We start from the raw sequence: 19142 nt of genomic DNA, 5'->3' as shown, positions 1-19142 counted from the left end.
GGTGCACCATGTCAACGGTGCAGACACTGGAGCCGGGAAGTCGTCATGACCTCCGGGTCGGGATTTCACCCGACGCGCCCGATGAGGACAAATTCAAGGATCAGGAAGGCACGTTCGGATACTGCCATTCCTATGAGACGTCCTCTCGCTACGACGGGCCCGGCTTGCGCACCGTGCTGTTCGTCTCGGGCTGCCTTCTGCGATGCACCTATTGTCACAATCCAGACACTTGGCACCTTAAGGACGGCACCTACGTCTCGGCCGCCCACGTGCTCCGCCGCCTTGCTGATTTCGCGCCCTCCCTTCGGGCACTTGGCGGCGGACTAACCATCTCAGGTGGCGAGCCGATGGTACAGCGCGCGTTTACCCAGCAAATATTTGCCGGTGCCAAGAAGATGGGCCTGCACACGGCTGTGCAGACCTCCGGCTTCCTCGGCGATCACGCGGACGATACCTATCTGTCCGAGATCGACCTCGTTCTTCTCGACATCAAGAGTTCGGATCCCGAAACATATCGTCGAACTACCGGCCGCGACATCGCGCCAACGCTTCGTTTTGCCGAGCGCTTGGCGTCGATGTCGAAGCCGGTCTGGGTTCGCTTCACCCTCGTTCCCGGCGAGAATGACGATCCGGCGAATGTCGATGGCATCGCGCGATTTGTCGCGCCGATGAAGAATGTCGAATGGGTGGAAGTGCAACCTTTCCACCAGATGGGCGCGTTCAAGTGGAAAGCGATGGGTCTCGAATACAAACTTGCTGACACGCTACCGCCCAGTCCGGATCTGGTGAACCGGGTGCTCGGACAGTTCCGTGCTGCGGGATGTCAAGCACGCTGATCAAACAATTGTTCAGCAGATTTGGGAGTAAGACACATGATGGATTTTGCGCGCGACATCATCGGCAGCCAGCCAATCTTGACGGCTTTTCTGGCTATTGGATTAGGCTACCTCGTCGGCCAGATCAGCATCGCCGGATTTTCCATGGGCGTCGGAGCCGTTCTTTTTGTCGGCCTCGGGATCGGGGCCTTTGCGCCAAAAGCCCAGATCATTGGTCCGATCGGACTGACCGGTCTAATCATGTTCCTCTACGGGATCGGCATCCTCTACGGCCGTCAATTTTTCGAAGGCATGAGCGGAGTTGGGCAGAAATACAATCTGCTCGCCCTCGTTGCGTGCCTCACCGGCTTGGCCGTAGCGCTCGGGCTGGGGCAAATATTCAACATCAAAATTGGTCATACCCTTGGGCTTTATGCGGGATCGATGACAAGCACGGCATCACTACAGGCCGCGCTCGACGTCATGAAGAACAAGGACCCGTCGATCGGATATTCAATCGCATATCCGTTTGGCGTCATCGGTCCAATTCTCTGCATCTATTTCATGACCAGGCTCGTTAAGCCCAAGTTCCCGCCCAAGGCCCAGCATTTTCATATGGGCGAAATCACTATCGGCGAGAACTTTTCCGGTGTCACGCTTGGAGACCTCGCCACTGACTCTCTCGCCGAGCTGCAGATCACGATGGTCCGCCAGAACGGCCGCAACGTCGTTCCGACCGACGGCACCATTCTGAATGCGGGAGACGCCCTGCTCGTCGTCGCCGATCGCAAAGAGGAAATCGCACTGGCGGCTGAACGTCTTGGCCGACTCGAACCGGGCCGGCTCGCGAGCGACCGCGCCGACCTCGATTACATCCGGGTCTTCGTTGGCAAGGCCAGCACGGTCGGCGTACCGCTTTCGAAGCTGCCGATGCCGCCCGGCGTGCCAGCGCACATCTTGCACGTGCGGCGCTACGATGCTGACCTCGTTCCATCTCCCGACCTCATGCTGGAGTTTGGCGACCGCGTCGGAGTGCTGACGCCGCCGGACAAGAAAGAAGACATCCGCAAACATTTTGGTGACTCCATCAAGGCGACTGCTGACTTCAGCTATGTTTCGCTCGGTCTCGGCATGGTGATGGGCGTCCTTCTCGGTCTGATCCCTATTCCGATTCCGGGCGTGGGTACTGTGACGCTCGGCATCGGCGGCGGCCCGCTAATCGTTGCGCTCGTTCTCGGCAAGCTCCGCCGCACCGGACCGATGCTTTGGACCATGCCTCTGCCAGCGAACATCGTTCTTCGGAACTTCGGTCTCGCGATTTTTCTCGCAACTGTTGGGGTGAATTCCGGACAGCCCTTCGTCCGCACCGTAGCGGAATCGGGATTCACAATGCTGTTCATCGGCGTTGCCATACTTCTGACGACAGTGTTCATCGTCCTCGTTGTCGGCCACTACATTCTGAAGATCCCATACGATGACCTGGTCGGCGTGGCATCCGGCGCAACTGGAAACCCTGCCATCCTGGTCTATTCAACGAAAATGGCGCCGACCGAACGCCCAGACATCGGCTACGCCATGATCTTCCCATCGATGACACTTTTGAAAGTGATCGCGGCGCAGATCGTCGGGCTTTTGACGATAGGCAGTACAGGCGGGCAATAGCGCCAGTGACGACGATCGAGGAGAAGCAGGAATGCCCGATCGGACCCCCGCGCCGCAACCGGCTATCTTCAATCTGCAGGCTTACAGCCCGGCAGAAATCAAGGAAGCTGTAGAAAAGGTCGGTATAAAGAAGGCAGCGCTACCGTTCCTGGCCTCCTTCATGCTGGCGGTCATCGCGGGCGGTAGCGTCGGCTTCGGCGCCCTTTACTACACGATCATTGCCAGCGACGCAGATCTCAGCTTCGCCACTGTGCGCGTCGTCGGCGGGTTAGTGTTCTCCCTCGGACTTGCGCTTGTTCTAGTTGGAGGCGCCGAGTTGTTCACGGGCAACAACCTGATCGTGATGGCGTGGGCGAGCGGAAAGGTATCTACGGCGGCGATGCTCCGCAACTGGGCCATCGTCTATCTCGGAAATTTCCTCGGATCACTTGGACTGGTTGTACTGGTCTTTCTCTCTCATCACCCGGACATGAATGATGGCCGCATCGGCCTTTCGATACTGAATACGGCCGCCGGAAAAATTCGCCCCGATATGATGACACTGTTCTTCAAAGGCATCCTTTGCAACGTGCTCGTTTGCGCGGCGGTGTGGCTTGCTTATGCTGGCCGGTCAGTTACCGACAAGATCGTTGCAGTCATCCTGCCGGTGTCTGCTTTCATAGCAGCCGGGTTCGAACACTGCGTTGCCAATATGTATTTCCTCCCCCTGGCGTGGCTGCTAGTCCAGACCGGTCACGCGCCAGCGAATTTCGACACTTCATCCATCACAATGTCCGCGATATTCCACAATCTGTTGCCGGTAACGCTCGGCAACATCATAGGCGGCGCCGGCTTTGTCGGTGTCGCCTACTGGGCAATCTATCGTGCGGCGTTCGGCGCATCGGACCGAGATCAGAAATAACAGGCGCAATCTCCACGCTCGAATCGGCTTACCAACATGTCGCCACAGCCCAACCATCGGCAATCCTATCGGACGACCGCTTCGGACGCGATACGGAGCGGCCTGTTGAGCCGAACGCTTGCCCCAGCGACCGCAATTGTGACCGCAATGCTCCTCGCGGCCTTGGCCGCCGTCGGCAGCGTAGATGCAGCGACGCGAGCCAAGCCCAACCAGATCCGATACAAGTATGTTGCGCCAACGGACCCGTCGCACCAGGCGATCTACGATCAGATCGAGCAAGGCCGATCCCTCGAGCTCCTGCAGCAATTGCTGAGCCCTCTCCGCCTGCCCCACCCGCTCACACTCAAAGTCGCGAGTTGCGACGGCGTTCCCAACGCCTGGTACGAAGATGAGGTCGTCACATTATGCTACAAACTGCTGGCAGAGATTTTGAAGAATGCGACGACGCGCGATCTCTCTGCTGCTGGGGTCTCCAAAGCCGACACAATTCTTGTCACGGCGTCGGCACGGCAGTTCAATACCTCCTTAGCATGCCGTGTTCCACGCTTATGTCGCCGTAATCGGCGCACGCCACTTTAGGCGTTCTCCTCAAGGCCGCGAGCACTCGATTGGTCGTTTTTCCAGCCGCCTCTGATACTTCAGGACGGAATTTACTTCGGTCGTAATCCTTGGCATCGTGGGCCTTTATAGCAGCGTCATAAGCTTCGATCATTGCCATCGCCGCATCAGCGCTCCCGAGAAGCTTGGCCCCTTGTTGGACGCCGCCGACGCCATTGGCCTCGTAGCCGGTGCACCGTTGTTCGAGCACCGCGGCTGCGGTAGCAAGTTGGTCTAGGAACGTCGATTCGGCGTCCGTCAGCGTCTGCATCTGCATCTGCACCGTCACGATTATCGGGAGCAGTGCGATGGTCGCCAAAGTGATTTTCATCGTCTCGGTCCTCCCTACGGCGGTCGAAAGATTCAGCTACTGCTCGACGCCAGCATCCGCAAACCCATTAGCACCGAAGTATGAATTATCCATCGACGTCAATAGCGCCAAGCAACTCGGTCTGAGCGTGCCGTCGGCGCTTCGCGCAGAAGCACCGAAGTCATGGAAAAATCAGTGACCGCTTTCCATGTCTGCTGTACATGTCATTTTGCTTGGCTGCTGGATCAGTCGCCATGGCAGCGTATTATCCTTGCATTAAAACCACGGCCTTTCTCAAGCCACATATCGTCAACAGTTGCGGTCGCACAGTCCCAACTCAGTCCCCTCCACAGAACCTGCGGACCCATGACGATGAATCGCGTTCCCGACTCTCAGCAGTAGCGCCACAGCGCGTCATCTTTGGCAACGGTGCCGCCGGTCGGGTCGGAGACAAAACCTTTGATCTAGGTCAACGTCTGCGAGCTTCAAGCATTCACGCTATAGTAACGCGCCCCACAGGCGTCTCCACCAGTCACCCTTCGGTGACGCAAGCGTGAAAGAGGGAGTGCGGCCATGCACCCGAGGAAAAGTCCATCAATCAAGTCGGCGACTATTGCCGGTATTATTGCGAGCGCCCTGTTGGGGTCTGCAGGCCTCACTCTCAATCCGGCGCCAGCCAACGCGGTCGTTTATTGCCAATACGTCAGCTATCCTTCAGGTTGTGTTGCCCGCGCGGGCGTCGCGCTTAGGGCACGTCCGGTGGCGCGCGCTGCGGTTCGTCATAACGCCGGTGGCAACATGAATGGTGGCGTCAATCGCGTCGGGGTGAGACGGTAGACGTCGGTATGCCGCGGCTGCCCGGCTCGTTGTCGCCATTCTCATAATTGCGGTCGCGGAGCTTCCAGGCCACCGCGATCTGCATGCCAGCACGCCCTGGCACCCGGCGCGGGCCGGCAAGTAAAGCGCTTGCGGCTGCCGCTTGCTCGCGGGCGCACTTCTAACAACTGAGATGATAGCTCAAATTCAACGCGCCATTCTTGAAAATCAAATCTCTGTTGCCCAAACCCTGCGGATAGTCCTGTACTCGCAAGCCGTAAGTCGATGCAAGGCTGGCGAACGTCTCCGCCCGCATCAAGCGAACGAGAGAGCTGCTCGAAGAGCGAAGAGACCCCTTAAAAGCAGGTCGAACATGTCGCCACAGGTCGACCATCTGCAATCCCATCGGACGACCGTTTCGGATGTAGTACGGAGCGGCTTGTTGAGCCGATCGCTTGCCGCAGTGACCGCAATACTCCTCGGCGCCATGGCCGCCATCGGCAGCGTAGATGCTGCGCCGCGAGCCAAGCCTGACCAGATCCGATACAAGTATATTCGGCCAACAGATCCGTCGCACCAAGCGATCTACGATCAGATCAAGCAAGGCCGAGCCCTTGAACTCCTGCAGCAATTGCTGAGCCCTCTCCGCCTTCCCCATCCGCTCACACTCAAAGTCGCGAGTTGCGACGGCGTTCCCGATGCCTGGTACGGAGATGAGGTCGTCACGTTGTGCTACGAACTGCTGGCAGAGATTCTGAAGAATGCGACGACGCGCGATCTCCCTGCTGGGGTCTCCAAAGCCGACACAATTCTCGGTCCAGCGCTCGACGTTTTCCTGCACGAGACCGGACATGCTGTTTTCGACATGCTGCAAATCCCTGTCATCGGCCGGGAGGAGGATGCGGCCGATCAGTTCTCCGCTTACGTCATGCTCCGGCTCAGCAAAGCCGAGGCCCGCAGAATGATCCTCGGCGCAGCCTATCTTCGCGCAAAGGAGCTTCCGGAAGCGGAGCCCCTGTCCTCTCGCGATAAGTTCTCGGACGAGCATTCGATGCCGGCCCAGCGAGCTTTCAATGTTTTGTGTATCGCTTACGGCGCGGACAAGAAGCTGTTTGCCGATATCGTCGCGAACGACATCTTGCCTAAGCAGCGAGCCGAAACCTGCGAGATCGACTACGACGATCTCACATTCGCTATGACGGCCTTGATCGGTCCGCATATCGACAAGACTTCAGCCAGGAAATTTCATGAGGTTTGGACGAGAACCGTCAGCGCCCGCCGTACGCGTCTGAATCGCCAGTAGGATAGATTTTATCCTCGTCCCGCTGTAGTCGGTCATCCCGGCGAATCGGCGTTCACCGTCTCCCAAGAAGCGATCGTCGAAAACCACTACCCCGAGCTTCTTTCTCGCAACCGAAACTTCCCGTCATGCCTCGCCCGTATTTTCTCTGCCGCTTGAGGTAATAGACCTCGTCGCGATAATCGAGCCAAACAACAGTATCTTCATGGCAATGCTCCCGCGCCTGCGTCTCATAGCGAAACGAAGTAAGCGGGAGAGCAGTGACAGCAGACGGCGCGAACAGCAGAAATGCGAACACCCAGGGGCACTGTCGGCAGATCAAGGCCTTACCGCGAATAGTGGATAGTTTACGTGACAGCACTAATCCCCAGCCAATTTCTGCGGACCGCACCAAGAATAGATAAGGCCTTTCAGGCGCTTTCGATAAATTCATACTGAGTGCGCACCTCTTACGAAATCAAACCGATTACGTCGTGACTATCCGCTCGTCACTCCTTCAGGGAAATTGTGATCTGGCCGATATTTCCAGCAAGCTCCACTCCCGCGCGGGGTCCGCGCAAGGCAATCCTTACACCCTGCCCATTCGTTAGTTGAACGCCGCCCATCCCGCCAACGAAGGCGCCTCCACCCCCAACAGAGCTATAGGTGCCGGCAAAGTCCCTGATCTGCCTTATGCCCGAGGCCCATCCTGTCAGTCGAATGACGGACACTCCCGCTGCAAACCCGAGACTCAGGCCGGATACCCTGAATGGATAGTCCCGGCCGCGATATGTCACGATGCCGCTGCCGCCGCCCGCTCCCAAGACCAGCCCCGCCTTCAACAGCTTTACCCGAACATAGCCGGATGCCTGAGCCCGGGACGGCGTCACCGGAACAGTCGATGTGAGCAGTACAACCGCCGTCAGATGCATCACGAGCAGACGCAAAGCAGATATCCCGCGCTCAGGGCTTTTCTGCATCGACTTTCTTCCAGGTCTGGTCCGGATCGAACAAGGACATGCGCCTCACGATCCGGTCGGTCTGCGGTCCGAGATCCTTTTCGTAGACCGTCCCGGCATGATTGACCACGAACGTCTTGACGCCGGAATTTCCGTATTCGGCAGGCCAGGCGATTAGTCCATAGCCGCCGATCATCTTGCCTTTCACCAAATAGATCAGCGCGCCGCCGGGAGCATTGGCCCCCTGTCCTTTCAGTATGCGAAAGTAGTAGCCGTGATACGGCTGCGGCTTTTCACCGACCTGGTAGCCTTCAGTTGAAGCTTCTGCGACCAACGCACCCAACGGGCTCGGATCGCCATCATCACGCCAAAACAGCCCGTCCTTCTTGCCCGGCGTCGATACAATCCGCTGTGCATAAACGCCAGCGCCCTCGCCGCGATCCTTCTCGGCATATTCGTTCTGGGCGTCGACATAGGCGAGACTGGTCTGGATCGCATCAAGTTCGTTACGGCCGATCCGGCGATACAGGACCTCGATGCGGCCCTCTTCAGTATCGAACTCCCAACCTGTCTTGGTGTTGATGAGTGGAATCGGGAACGGAAAGTCGTCCGTACCGAGCATCAAGGTAGCTCTCTTGTTGCCCTCCGTCTTGATCGCATGCTTGGCGTCATACATGGACGTGAAGCGCAGACGCGTGTCAGCGTCGGCCACCTCGTCACCGGACGACACGATGTCATCGGCTGCCTTGCCGAGGACCTTTAGAATATCGCTAGCGTCACCCTTGACCGCGATGGCAAGCGCCGCTGCAGCAGCCTCCGGCGTTGGAAAGGATTGTTGCGCTTCCGACACCGAGCCCATGAGAGCCAGCGCCACGACAGCCGCCGCAGTTGTCGATGCAGCGCGATGGATTGACGTCCAAACGATCATGGCGACATCTCCGAAGGGATTTTTGCGCCATTTGCAAGCCAATCCCGATAGGTGCGGAACGTCAGACCGAGCGCCTCATACTTCACCCGCAGGTAGCCGTCGCTGCCCCGCCTCACGGCATCTGGCACCACGTTTTCGACTTCCTGCGCGATCACGCCGACATAGGCCTTCTGGCCGCCGAGATAGCTGAAGCGATAGTAGCCGAGACCGTTGGCGAGATGGCCGAGCAGGACAACGTCATGCTTCAGAGCGATGTCAGACCGCCGCCCACCGCCGCCGCCGCCACGGAAACCACCGCCGCCACCGCCATGAAAGCCGCCGCCTCCGCGCGCACCAGCGAAGCTTGCGCCGCCGCCGCGCGGCATGCTCGCCATGCTGGCCCGCCCGCGTGCAGACGCCGCCGCCGCCGCGCGGCCGGACGACACATTCATTGCACCGCCACGATTTCCACCGCCACGCCCGGCCGCGCCGGCCCCGCTGCGGTTGGCAGTCTTCGCACGATCACCGCCGCCTTTGGCGCGATTGCCAGCCTTCGCGCGATCGGCGCCGCCTTTGGCCCGGTCCGCAACGCCGGCGCGATCTCCACCTCCCGGCCGATCTCGTGTGCCGGCGCCAACGCCGCCTCGATCTCCCGCGCGATCGCCAGCGCCCTGGTTCGGACGCAGCACCTGCTGCCCGTCGCGACCACGGAAATCCATCCGGTTCGAGGCGCCCGCCTTCAGATTGTTGTTGCTGAAGCGCTGCTGAACGTTAGCGTTGTTGTAGCGCACGCCCTGGCGGTGCGCCGGGTTGTGCTGCCAACCGTTTCCAACATTGGTCGTGCGATGGTTGACATAGACGTTGCGGTTACCCCAGTTGAAGCCACCGCCCCAGTAGTTGCCCCAACGCCCGATTGCCCATGCGGTGCCGAAGGCGACACCCGCCGCGACAACACCCGCGCCGATATAGGACGGGTACCCGAAGTAATACGGTGGATATTCCGCATAGGGCCAGGTCCCGTACACCGTTGCCGGATCGTAATACGGTACATAAACCGCCGCAGGATCCGCCTGTTCGATCACGACCACCTGCTTGCTTTCCTGGGCCTTAACGCTGACCTTTTGCTGCTTGGTGGTCACGAGCTTTTTGTTGTCATAGGCTTTCGCCCGCAGCCGCTGGATCGCATCCATGACATCCGGCTGTTGAGCGAGCACCGCATCGCCGAGGCTCTTTGTCCAATCGACCTTGTCGCTCATCATCGCCAGGACGTCCGGAGTGCTGACCAGAGCCTTGACGCTGTCGTCCCACGCCTGCTTGTCGACCGCTTCCTTCAGCGCGTCACCCTTGAGCGACTTGCGTTCCTTGGCCCAACGATCCGCCTGCACTACCTCCAGCGGGTAGGTCGATGCTGCCAGGATATTCGCGAGCAGTTCGTCGGGATAAAGCGCAATGGGTGCGACCAGCGCCTCAAGTTGCTCTGGCTTTAGCAGCTCGACGCTCGGCGTTGGTCGGCTCGCCGGAACGTCTGGAGCGGCTGCCTTGTCAACCGTCTGGGCCGAGACAGCGACAGGGATCGCCATCACCAGTGCAAGCGCGAACAGAATCTTGCGGCAGCAGAACATCACACCCTCCTTCGGGGTTCCCTGCAGCAAACATCGACGGAAGGGAAGAAGGTCCTTTGATCAAGATCAAGGAAAGCCGAATTTCCAGTGACCGCGACGTTGGAGGATCTCTGACTTCATGCCGTGGACGACTGCGCGAGAGCGAGTGGGATTTTGATCACAAACAGCGCGCCGCCTGATACTTGATTTGCGGCAGAGATCTCCCCTCGGTGCGCCTCTACGATAGTACGGGCGATGGCGAGTCCCATACCCAAGCCTTGCGCCTTGGTCGTGAAGAATGGGTTGAAGATGCTCCGGATATCCGCGACCACGATTCCTGGACCGGTGTCGCTAATCTTGATTTCGGCGTACGCGTTCAGCCGGGCCGTCGATATGTTGACTTCGCGCTCTTTATCGTCGGCATCGGAGATTGCGTCCATTGCATTAATGATCAGGTTGAGAATGACCTGTTGCAGCTGAACCGGATCGCCCTTGACGTACAAATCGCCCGAAGCGGCACCAAACCTTAGCGCAATGCCGCGTCGATCAGTCACTGCTTCCACAAGCCCGATCGCCTCCCGCACCGTATCGTTCAAATCGATATCGCGGACCTCGAACGGCGTTTTCTTCAGTACGCTGCGGAGCCGGCGGATCACTTCGCTGGCCCGTTGATCATCACGCCTGATGTCGGCAAGGATTTCCCTGACTTCGGCAAGATCCGGAGAGGCCCCCTTCAGCAAAAGCTCCGCTGTCTCTGTATTTGTAAGAATGGAGCCAAGCGGCTGGTTCAGCTCATGCGCAATAGAGGTCGTCAACTCTCCGGCGGCCGAATAGCGGTTGACGTGCGCAAGTTCCGCCAGCCGCTGTCGTGACTCGATCTCGGCAAGGCGTCGCCGGCGACGTTCGTGCAATAAGCCGCTGATCAACCCCGTTTGGATCAGAATCACGGCTGCAATCAGCTGAATCTGCCAGCGATACTGCGCCCAAATATCGGGCTCGCGAAACAGGATCTCGCTACCCGGCGGCAGATTGCTCTGGTTGATGCCCCAGCGTTGCATTTGCCGCCAGTCGAATTTCGGCGCAGCGAATTCAATCGGCTCGACTTTGATGTTCCCCGGCTTCTCGCCACCAAGGATTCGAATCGCGGCGTTGACAGTCTGCCTGCTGGTTTCGGCGATTGAATGCATCGGGCCGCCAACGGTTTCTGGATCGAAAAAGGCTTCCTGGTAGGAGAAAATCGGCGCATTGGCGACTGCATGAAGGCTACGCAAGGCAAGGTCGCCTTCATGGCTGACACCGGCAGCGTCGATAGACATCAAGCCCCAGAACAGGACGGTGTGCGGCGGAAGCGCAGACGCTCTCTTGAGAATTTCCGTGAACGGAAGATCGGCATAATAGACAAAGGCGACCCGCTTCTCTAACGGCTTCAGTTCCCTTTTTAGCTCCTCAAGCCAGAACTTCTCCAATGCTGAGGCACCGATCACGACGGCAATCGTCTGAGTTTCCGGCATGACCTGAAGAATATTCTTGAACGCGGCCAGAAAATCATTGCGGACCGAGATGACGGTATCGTTGTCTGTGACGTTCACGCGGTTGACCAGCCGCTGCTCCACCACCGTCAAAACCATTGGTGCCTCGGGAAAAAGTTGCTCGCGATACTTCTGAACGAATCTTGCCGCCGGCGCTCCGATGCTCAACACGATATCAGGTGGACGGCCATGGTAGAGCGAGTTCAAATAGTCGACGAACGGTGCTTCCGGACCCGGGTTATTGAGCCTCGCCGTGAGCAGCGCATGTTCCTGGATGTCCAGCGGCCACGGCGATAGCCGCTCGAGCGTTGCCTTGATGCTCCTTGCATGTTCGCTCCAGGGACGAAATTCCCGGCCGAACGAATGCAGCAGCAGCACGCGCTTTACTTCGCTGCGCTCAGTAGCGTCGACAGGTTGCAGCTGAACCGACATCCAGACCAGAACGCAGACACAGAGACGCACGATTAAGCGACGCACGATTAAACTTTGTAGATATAAGACAACAATAGGGAATCGTCGTCTCATCCTCTTCCCCAACCGTCAGAGACCCGCAAACTGTCACCGTTATACAGTGTCAGCGCATGCGAGTTTCTGCAACAGCCGGCCAGGCAGCCCAGATCTCAACAGACCGTCGTGACCCGCCCATAAGCATCCACGACTTGCCTGCATGATGAGCCATAGTAGGCGCCGGCTGCAACGCCTGCAGCGCCTACGGCGACGGCCCGGCGCGTGGTTCGGCGCGCTACACCCGCATAGCTCATCGGCGTCAGCGGTCGCCCAACTCTGGCCTCAGCAGTGGAGAACACTCCACGCGTTATGACGTCTTCGCCACTCCACGACCACCCCACTGCAAACGACGTGAGGGCGGCGGTCACCATAATCACCTTTGGCACTGATCTCATTTCTTTGCTCCTGATGGTGTGCCGGGGGGGACTTCATCGAACTCAGCCATAGCGCTGGAATCCAGATCGACCTTCGTCACGCCGGCAGGTGGCTTGAATACAAACGTGTCGGCATCCGCGACAGCATCGTTTTTCCAGTCTCTGATCCGTAATGTGTATTGCGGCGCCCCGGCCACAGCCTTGCTGGTGATCACATATTTCCGAGGGACAGGCCGCGCCCCACTCTCGATCCAGATCTGCCAGTCAGTATCAACACCGCGGAACGCAAGATGCTCGCATTCGACACCATCGATCATACCTTGCCCGATGTGCTGGGACAGGATGACATTGGACATCAATACGTCGTAGGTATTTGTAAGGAGCAAGTCCGTTCCCGGCATTGCAGCGCCCGATCTCGCCTGGATCAGGTCGACCAGTTGATCGATCGACCCGACAATGTCGGCCTGCACATATGCCTTCGCATTGTTGCCATAGATCGACGCAGTCTTTCCGTCGTAAATTAAGTCGACGTCAGTGTAACCGCCCGTTCGGCTGATCCGAAGCTTGTCCGGTCGCGATAGCTGCAGCTTTCCAGAGCTCGTGAACTGGATCTTCTCCAGCTCTGGTGTCACGACCTCGATATCACTCTCGAACGTCGCAGAGATCGACTTCTGCGCGGCCGTGTAGTCGGCCATTGCCTTAAGCAATTTTGCGGGATCGTCCGCTCTCGCCGGCTGGGCCGCGAATGCGATGAAGGTAGCGACCACAGTCACATTTGCAAAGAAATTAACCTTACCACGAAACTGCGTTCTCTTGTTCATAGCATTTCTCCGTTGATCAACCTCACCCAGCCACAAGCCACGTCGCCTTCTGTTGATCCAGGTCAAGCTTATCGTCGAACGTTAATCCGCTAAATCTGACAACGATGGTATGTCACTTTCATATCCACCATTCCCGGAAACTCGCGAGATATCGTGTTTTCATCGACCACGTTCAGGATGAATTGGACGTGCGAAAGCATAATGCTCGAGGCGCAAGCAGCGATCAGATTGATCGTTCGATCGCTTTCCTTCTTGGACGCTATTTTGCAAATCTCGTGTTTTCCCCTTAAGCGATCCGCCTCAGCGATAAATCCGCCGCCATACACTCCAGAGAAACTCGTGAAGGCGATCTGTTTCGCACGTCCCTTGCGGGTAAATACCTTGTTACATTGATCCGCGCTTGTCGCCCAGGCACCAGCAAGTTCGATCGCCTTTGCACTCTGCGGTGCCAGCAATGCAGCAGAAGTCGCAATCGATGCAAGGACGACAAGTTTTTGAAGCGTGATCATTGTATCTCTTCTCAGTGGCCGCTCAACACCAGTGTCTTGATGGGCAACAGCAACGCTTGGATTCGCAGTAGCAATGCATGTACAAGCCCGGTCGCATCTACGGCGTGCAGTAGAAATGCCTTCACTGCGCCGGTTTTCGGATCGGCAATGACATCATGATTACTGGTGTAGGCGTTGACAATGCACGCGCTACCCGGCGTAACCCCCTCGAGGCCACCTTTGTAGAGCGGCTCCAGAAAGGCGAGAATTGAACCGGGCCTTTGCAGGTTCTGCGGATCGATCAAAAGCTCGCCGGACCGGAACTGGCCGGCGGCGATGAAATCCTGCACGCTTGTGACGACCAGCGGAATGATGACCCACGGCTTCGAGATGCAAGTGGCTTCCGCGACCATACCAGGCTTCATCACCTGGGCTTCGATCTGGCCAAATCCTGCCTGTAGACTATTGCGGCCTGCGCCGTCAGGTATCAGGATTCCGGCCGGCCGCATCAACTGATTGACGACGTCGCCGGTGCGAACGAGGAATTGTTCAACGCGACCATCGACGCCCGCTCGCACATAGGTCTTATCGACATCCACCTGCGCTTGTGCCTGCGCAGCTTCGGCGCTTGCTCTCTCAGCCGGCAGGAGAATGGAAACGCGCAACAGCGAAGATTCCCTAGCCGCTGTCGCTGCATCGATACCGGCCTGCCGTTGATCCACCAGTACCTGGAGCTTCTCGATATCGCGCTGTGGTACGATGCCTGGATTTCGACGTTGCAGCTCGGTCTTGACTTCCAGTTCATCTTTGGCCTGCTGGTGCGACGCTCTTGCTTCAGCGATCTGGGCATCCGCCTTGGCAATGTCGGTTTGTGCCGAAATAAGCGACGCCTCCACCTCAGCGATTTTTCGCTTGGCGGTCTCCAGTGCTGCGTTCTGCGTCGAACTATCCAGTCGGAACAGAACATCGCCCTTCTTAACATTAGCAGTGAATCCGACATTCACCTCAGCGACACGACCGGAGCCCTCAGGGAGAATTGGTACCGTCCGGAAGTAGATCGCCGCCGACGTTGTGGATGGATGAAAATAGAAGATCATCGTGATCAGCCCGATCGTCAACATCAGGCAGCCAGTGATTCCCCACCTCAGTTCATACCAGACAGAGAAGAAAGTGATTTCTTTGCCGAACCGCTTTCCCTGCCGGTAGCGGCGATAGAGATAATCTGGAAGGATGGTAACCAGTGAACAGATCATGAGTTCAAGCATGGTCGTGTAACCCTTCCTTCATCAAGGCCTGAACACCGAGCTTGCCGCCGGTTACAGGGTCAACCTCGGCTTCAGCGGGAAGTGCACCCGGCGTAGCATTTGCAATGCGCTCGACAGAATCGGCAATGCTGCGCATCGGCGTACCGAAATCCGGCAGGTCGATCATGGCGAGCAACAATCCCGCAACCCAGAAAATATGCATGTGAGTGAACAGCGAGATCAGTCCAAGGACCGCTACGATCTCCATCTGCAGTTTTTGTGTTTTGTGGGCCATGCGCTCGGGTAGACTGTGCAGCTTCCAGTACAACGTACCGGCCCATAGCACTGTCGCTACGAGAAAAAATCCCATCACTACCATCAGGGTATCCGCTCCGTCGGCACCGGGAACGAAGAATGGCAGATGATGAGGAGCTGCGGGGTGCAACTGTTCGTTCAAGGCTTCTCTCCCTTCCGGACGCCCGGACGCTCCGCAGCCATGCGCTCCATCGTGCCTCCCCACGAAGCGGATTGCTTGATTTGGATCAATAAAACACACCCACCCGTACATAACCTTGTGGCAGCGCCGAAGCCGACAATCACCAGGAGCAATCAATCATGTCTCGTAGCATCGACGATCTCATCCCCAACGCCACGCAGATCCGTAAAGAGGCCGCCCTCAAGGAAGCCGAAGCGGTGGAAAAGTACGCCCGCCTCGCCGCGGCGGCTGAGGCCGAGAAGCGCGCGCTGATCGAGCGACTCAGCCAACCGTCCGGCAAGAGCGAAGCCGAAAAGGTTCAGCTTGCGTCAACCATAATCCAGCGGGCGGTACGAAACGGTTTGACGGAAGTTCAGGTCTATCGCTTTCCCAACTCGCTGTGCACCGACAAGGGTCGCGCAATCAATCAGCAAGAAAAGGGGTGGGAGAAAACACTTACGGGAATTCCAAGTGAGATCTTCCAGCTTTGGAGCGACTATCTGCAGCCACGCGGCTATCGTATCGGCTACCAGACCATCGATTATCCGGGAGGCATACCCGGCGACATTGCCATCACAATTTCTTGGGGAGATTGAGCGTGGTTCGCATCGGATTCATGTTGGAGCTGTGACATGTCAGCTGACGTGCCAAGGGAGCGATTAAAGCGCAAGGACTACGAGAAGGAGTTAGGAAAGCTCCAGGTCGAACTCTGCCATTTGCAGGACTGGGTTAAAGCGAATAATCTAAAAGTCATCGTTCTGTTCGAAGGACGCGATGCCGCTGGCAAGGGCGGCGCCATCAAAGCCCTCACCGAGAAGGTGAGTCCGCGGGTCTTCCGCGTCTGCGCCCTGCCAGCACCGTCTGACCGCCAAAAGTCTCAACTATTCCTTCAACGTTACATCGAGCAGTTCCCGGCAAGCGGCGAGATCGTGATCTTCGACCGAAGCTGGTACAACCGCGCTGGCGTCGAGTATGTGATGGGCTTCTGCAGCCCGGCTGAACACAAACGCTTCCTGGAATTGTGCCCGCTGGTCGAGAAATTCGCTGTGGATGCTGGGATCATCCTGATCAAGCTGTGGCTCGAAGTCGGCATGAAGGAGCAGGAGCTGCGCTTCAAGGCACGCATCGAGGATCCTCTCCGTCAATGGAAGCTAAGCCCGATGGACACCGAGTCATTTGGGCGCTGGTACGACTATTCCCGAGCGCGCGACATGATGTTCAAGGCGACCGATACAAGGCATGCGCCATGGCGATTGGTCCGCTCCGACGACAAGCGGCGGGCTCGGCTCAACATCATATCGCATATCCTCAAGACGATCCCATACAAGAAGATTGCGCGAAAGAAGATTAGGCTGTCGAAGCGTTCCAACAAGGGCCGCTACAACGATCAGGCCAGCCTCCGTCGAATGAAGTTCGTCGAAAATCGTTACTAAAAGAAACGAGGCCGCGCAGTGCGCAGCCCCGTTCGACGCCGGCTTACTTCAACCGTATCGTGACGCCGCCAACAGCGGCGGATAGCTCAGCGCCAACTTTGGGGCCGCTGAGCTGCAGGATCACGCCATTGCCATTCTGCAATTGCACGCCTCCAGCGCCACCCACCACCGCCCCACCCGCTCCGACCACTCCGTAGGTGCCTTCAATTGATGTGGGCCCCTTCAAATTGATCGCGCGACCGATAAGCTTGGTGGTAGATGCACCAATCGTGAAACCCACGCTCATGCCCGAGACGGTAAAGGGATAGGTTTTTCCGCGGTACCTCAACACGCCCTCGCCGCCGCCGACCCCGACAATAAAGCCACCCTTGGTAAATATCACAGCAACCTGGCCCATATCCGCGCTTGATGGCGTGGCGAAGCCGACGACTCCAGCAAGCACCGCGACTACAACGGCAAAGACGCTAAATTTTCGCATGGTTCATTCCCTTCTGGTTGTGAAACTGACTTCTTGGGCCAAGATCATCGCGAACTATCCGAACACGGTGAAAAGTCGGCCGGACATGGCATGGCCGACCGGGAAGCCATCCTCGGTACCGAACTCTGGATCTCGCGCCGAGGAAGCCGATAATCGTTCCCGCGGCCAATGTCAGCAGATCGGTTGTTGCGGCGTTGCCGTCTTTGGACATGTAACAAATCCAGGATGCTGATGGCGTGTAGCCAATGCTGAAGCCGTTCCCAGTGGCGCCTGTTGATCCAAGTCAATGCAACGTGATGTTGTGAACGACGCTCCGCTTGGCACGGCAACACGGTCAACCTTTCCTCAGATCGTCGAGTACACTATCCATCCTTCGGGTCCAGTTGGCGCTGTCGGTCTTCTCCGCGAGGCCATCAGCCTGCAAAACATCTCGGACTTGCCCGCGGGCGCCGACGATCTGAAAAGCGATGCCGCGCGAGACAAGTTCGCCATGGAGGTCGTGAAGCATTTTCACGCCCGCAAGATCGATAAAGGGTGAGGAAGAGAGCCCGCAGACCACAACCTTGGTGTCCGGTGATGCGCGAACCTTTGCCATCACATTCTCCATCGCCGTTTCCGTATTGATGTAAAGTAACGAGGCCTCTGGGCGGAAAGCGAGAACACCGGCAAGGGACTCTACGTCAGGGTATCGCGCACTATCGGCATATCGGCCTGTTCCTGGTAAGCGCCCGAGAATCGCGACGTTTGGCTGCGAGGCACGCGCCAGTAACAGAAATATGGACGCTAGCGTAGCCAGCAGGATGCCCTGAAGGATGCCCAGCATCAGAACGGAGACTAGGGCGATCGCCGCAGCATAGAAGTCGATCCGACTGATACGCCACATCCGCATGAGCGCGGCGATGTCAACTAGTTTGTAGACAGCCGTGCAAACGATCGCAGCAAGTACTGCCTTAGGCAGATTGGTCAATATCCCCGTGAGGAAAAGTAGACAGATCGCCAAGGTGGCTGAACAAATGATCAGAGCGAGCGGCGTTTTCGCGCCGGCCTGATCATTAACGGCGGATTGTGACAAGCCTCCCGCAACAGGGTAACCATGGCCGAGCGCTACCGCCAGATTGGCGGCGCCCAACCCCAGAAACTCCTGCCGCACGTCGATGGGATAGTCGTGCCTCGCCGCAAAACTTCGCGCACCTGCGACGCCTTCGACATAGGCGAGCAACATGATGCCGGCAGCGAGAGGAAATAGTTCATCGAACTCAAGAAGCCCGAAGGTCGGCATGGCAATGCTCGGCAAGCCCTTCGGAATTTCGCCGGTGACGGGAATGCCAAGCGCCGGCAAGCCGAGCGCTGTCGCGATAACGATCGATAGGATGACGACTGCAAGTCCTACCGGCCTGCCGGGCAATAGACGCTCGCCCTGGAGCAGCATGATCGCAACAAGTCCGATCGCAAGCACGATCCAGTGAACACCACCGAGCTGCCCAACAAGCACGACAAGGCGATCGAAGAAATTTCGCCCGCCACCAGCAACGCCAAATAGGCTCGGCAGCTGCGTCATGATAATGGTGAGACCCGCGCCAGCCTTGAAGCCAACCAGAATGGTGTCGCTGATCAAGCGTACCAGCATGCTTAGTCGAAAGATCCAGGCAATCAGGCAGAGAGCCGCAACGCCAAGGGCTGCTACGCTCGCAATCTGCGCATAGCGAAGCGCATCGCCTGCCGCTAGACCCCCGACCGAAGCGGCGATCATCAGCGAAATCGCCGAAGTCGGGCCGACAGCAAGTTGCCGCGAAGAGCCCAACAAGGCATAGCCAATGCCGCCCAGCATGTAGCCATAGATCCCGATCTGGGGCGGCATGCCGGCGAGCGCAGCATAGGCCAACGACACCGGGATCGCATAGGCGGCCAGCGTGACGCCAGCGATCATGTCACAGCGAAGCCAGTCA

General features: G+C 57.9%; 19 protein-coding genes. 8 read left to right on the top strand and 11 right to left on the bottom strand.

Annotated elements, in window-relative coordinates:
• Positions 1-8 precede the first annotated feature (8 nt).
• From pflA to AC1DUY_RS01650, 3 genes are read left to right on the top strand one after another with little or no spacing between them, the layout of a single operon-like run.
• Positions 9-836: a pyruvate formate-lyase-activating protein gene (gene pflA, locus AC1DUY_RS01660; RefSeq protein WP_093758490.1), complete on the top strand. Its 828-nt coding sequence runs from the start codon at positions 9-11 to the stop codon at positions 834-836.
• Positions 837-872: 36 nt separating this feature from the next.
• The gene (locus AC1DUY_RS01655; RefSeq protein ID WP_439058441.1) at positions 873-2477 is read left to right on the top strand and encodes an aspartate:alanine exchanger family transporter; all 1605 of its coding nucleotides are present in this window, start codon (positions 873-875) and stop codon (positions 2475-2477) included.
• Positions 2478-2508: 31 nt separating this feature from the next.
• Positions 2509-3378 (top strand): formate/nitrite transporter family protein, encoded by an 870-nt coding sequence (locus tag AC1DUY_RS01650; protein ID WP_439058442.1) that lies wholly within the window; start codon positions 2509-2511, stop codon positions 3376-3378.
• A gap of 514 nt (positions 3379-3892) precedes the next feature.
• Here AC1DUY_RS01650 and AC1DUY_RS01645 read toward each other — a convergent pair.
• The gene (locus AC1DUY_RS01645) at positions 3893-4294 is read right to left on the bottom strand and encodes a hypothetical protein (protein WP_439058443.1); all 402 of its coding nucleotides are present in this window, start codon (positions 4292-4294) and stop codon (positions 3893-3895) included.
• On the opposite strand from AC1DUY_RS01645, the gene AC1DUY_RS01640 reads away from it, so the two are divergent.
• The 3 genes from AC1DUY_RS01640 to AC1DUY_RS01630 all read left to right on the top strand — a co-directional run bounded on the left by AC1DUY_RS01640 (position 4284) and on the right by AC1DUY_RS01630 (position 6404).
• Positions 4284-4484, top strand: coding sequence for a hypothetical protein (locus AC1DUY_RS01640; protein WP_439058444.1), 201 nt, complete (start codon positions 4284-4286; stop codon positions 4482-4484). The genes AC1DUY_RS01645 and AC1DUY_RS01640 overlap by 11 nt on opposite strands.
• Before the next feature lie 374 nt (positions 4485-4858).
• Positions 4859-5122 (top strand): hypothetical protein, encoded by a 264-nt coding sequence (locus AC1DUY_RS01635; RefSeq protein ID WP_120289550.1) that lies wholly within the window; start codon positions 4859-4861, stop codon positions 5120-5122.
• A 352-nt stretch (positions 5123-5474) separates the two neighbouring features.
• Complete coding sequence (locus tag AC1DUY_RS01630) at positions 5475-6404, top strand: DUF4344 domain-containing metallopeptidase (RefSeq protein ID WP_439068454.1); 930 nt, start codon at positions 5475-5477, stop codon at positions 6402-6404.
• 485 nt (positions 6405-6889) lie between these two features.
• On the opposite strand, the gene AC1DUY_RS01625 is transcribed toward AC1DUY_RS01630, so the two are convergent.
• The 8 genes from AC1DUY_RS01625 to AC1DUY_RS01590 all read right to left on the bottom strand — a co-directional run bounded on the left by AC1DUY_RS01625 (position 6890) and on the right by AC1DUY_RS01590 (position 15267).
• Positions 6890-7360 carry a hypothetical protein gene (locus tag AC1DUY_RS01625; RefSeq protein ID WP_120289546.1) on the bottom strand — a complete coding sequence of 157 codons (471 nt, stop codon included), beginning with the start codon at positions 7358-7360 and terminating at the stop codon, positions 6890-6892.
• Positions 7344-8267, bottom strand: a complete 924-nt coding sequence (locus AC1DUY_RS01620; RefSeq protein ID WP_120289544.1) for a DUF2950 domain-containing protein — start codon at positions 8265-8267, stop codon at positions 7344-7346. The genes AC1DUY_RS01625 and AC1DUY_RS01620 overlap by 17 nt, the downstream gene beginning before the upstream one ends.
• Entirely contained in the window at positions 8264-9868 is a 1605-nt protein-coding gene (locus AC1DUY_RS01615) for a DUF3300 domain-containing protein (RefSeq protein WP_439058446.1), read from the bottom strand. Before AC1DUY_RS01615 ends, AC1DUY_RS01620 begins: the two co-directional genes overlap by 4 nt.
• A gap of 116 nt (positions 9869-9984) precedes the next feature.
• Positions 9985-11808, bottom strand: a complete 1824-nt coding sequence (locus AC1DUY_RS01610) for a sensor histidine kinase (protein WP_439058447.1) — start codon at positions 11806-11808, stop codon at positions 9985-9987.
• A gap of 466 nt (positions 11809-12274) precedes the next feature.
• Entirely contained in the window at positions 12275-13078 is an 804-nt protein-coding gene (locus tag AC1DUY_RS01605) for a DUF2092 domain-containing protein (protein ID WP_439058448.1), read from the bottom strand.
• Positions 13079-13167: 89 nt separating this feature from the next.
• Entirely contained in the window at positions 13168-13587 is a 420-nt protein-coding gene (locus AC1DUY_RS01600; protein WP_439058449.1) for a hypothetical protein, read from the bottom strand.
• An 11-nt stretch (positions 13588-13598) separates the two neighbouring features.
• Positions 13599-14831, bottom strand: coding sequence for an HlyD family secretion protein (locus AC1DUY_RS01595; protein ID WP_439058450.1), 1233 nt, complete (start codon positions 14829-14831; stop codon positions 13599-13601).
• Positions 14824-15267 (bottom strand): hypothetical protein, encoded by a 444-nt coding sequence (locus tag AC1DUY_RS01590; RefSeq protein WP_439061629.1) that lies wholly within the window; start codon positions 15265-15267, stop codon positions 14824-14826. The genes AC1DUY_RS01595 and AC1DUY_RS01590 overlap by 8 nt, the downstream gene beginning before the upstream one ends.
• A 158-nt stretch (positions 15268-15425) precedes the next feature.
• Between AC1DUY_RS01590 and AC1DUY_RS01585 the strand changes: the two genes are divergently transcribed.
• Positions 15426-15881, top strand: a complete 456-nt coding sequence (locus AC1DUY_RS01585) for a hypothetical protein (RefSeq protein ID WP_089264212.1) — start codon at positions 15426-15428, stop codon at positions 15879-15881.
• A gap of 36 nt (positions 15882-15917) precedes the next feature.
• The gene (gene ppk2, locus AC1DUY_RS01580; RefSeq protein WP_439058452.1) at positions 15918-16718 is read left to right on the top strand and encodes a polyphosphate kinase 2; all 801 of its coding nucleotides are present in this window, start codon (positions 15918-15920) and stop codon (positions 16716-16718) included.
• A 43-nt stretch (positions 16719-16761) separates the two neighbouring features.
• On the opposite strand, the gene AC1DUY_RS01575 is transcribed toward ppk2, so the two are convergent.
• Both AC1DUY_RS01575 and AC1DUY_RS01570 read right to left on the bottom strand, forming a co-directional pair.
• The gene (locus AC1DUY_RS01575; RefSeq protein WP_439058453.1) at positions 16762-17196 is read right to left on the bottom strand and encodes a hypothetical protein; all 435 of its coding nucleotides are present in this window, start codon (positions 17194-17196) and stop codon (positions 16762-16764) included.
• 334 nt (positions 17197-17530) lie between these two features.
• Positions 17531-19123, bottom strand: a complete 1593-nt coding sequence (locus tag AC1DUY_RS01570; RefSeq protein ID WP_439058454.1) for a SulP family inorganic anion transporter — start codon at positions 19121-19123, stop codon at positions 17531-17533.
• Positions 19124-19142: the final 19 nt, after the last annotated feature.

The organism is Tardiphaga sp. P4_G1 (assembly GCF_056401215.1).
The sequence above is the reverse complement of the archived record's forward strand: the minus strand, read 5'-3'. Positions and strand labels throughout refer to the sequence as shown.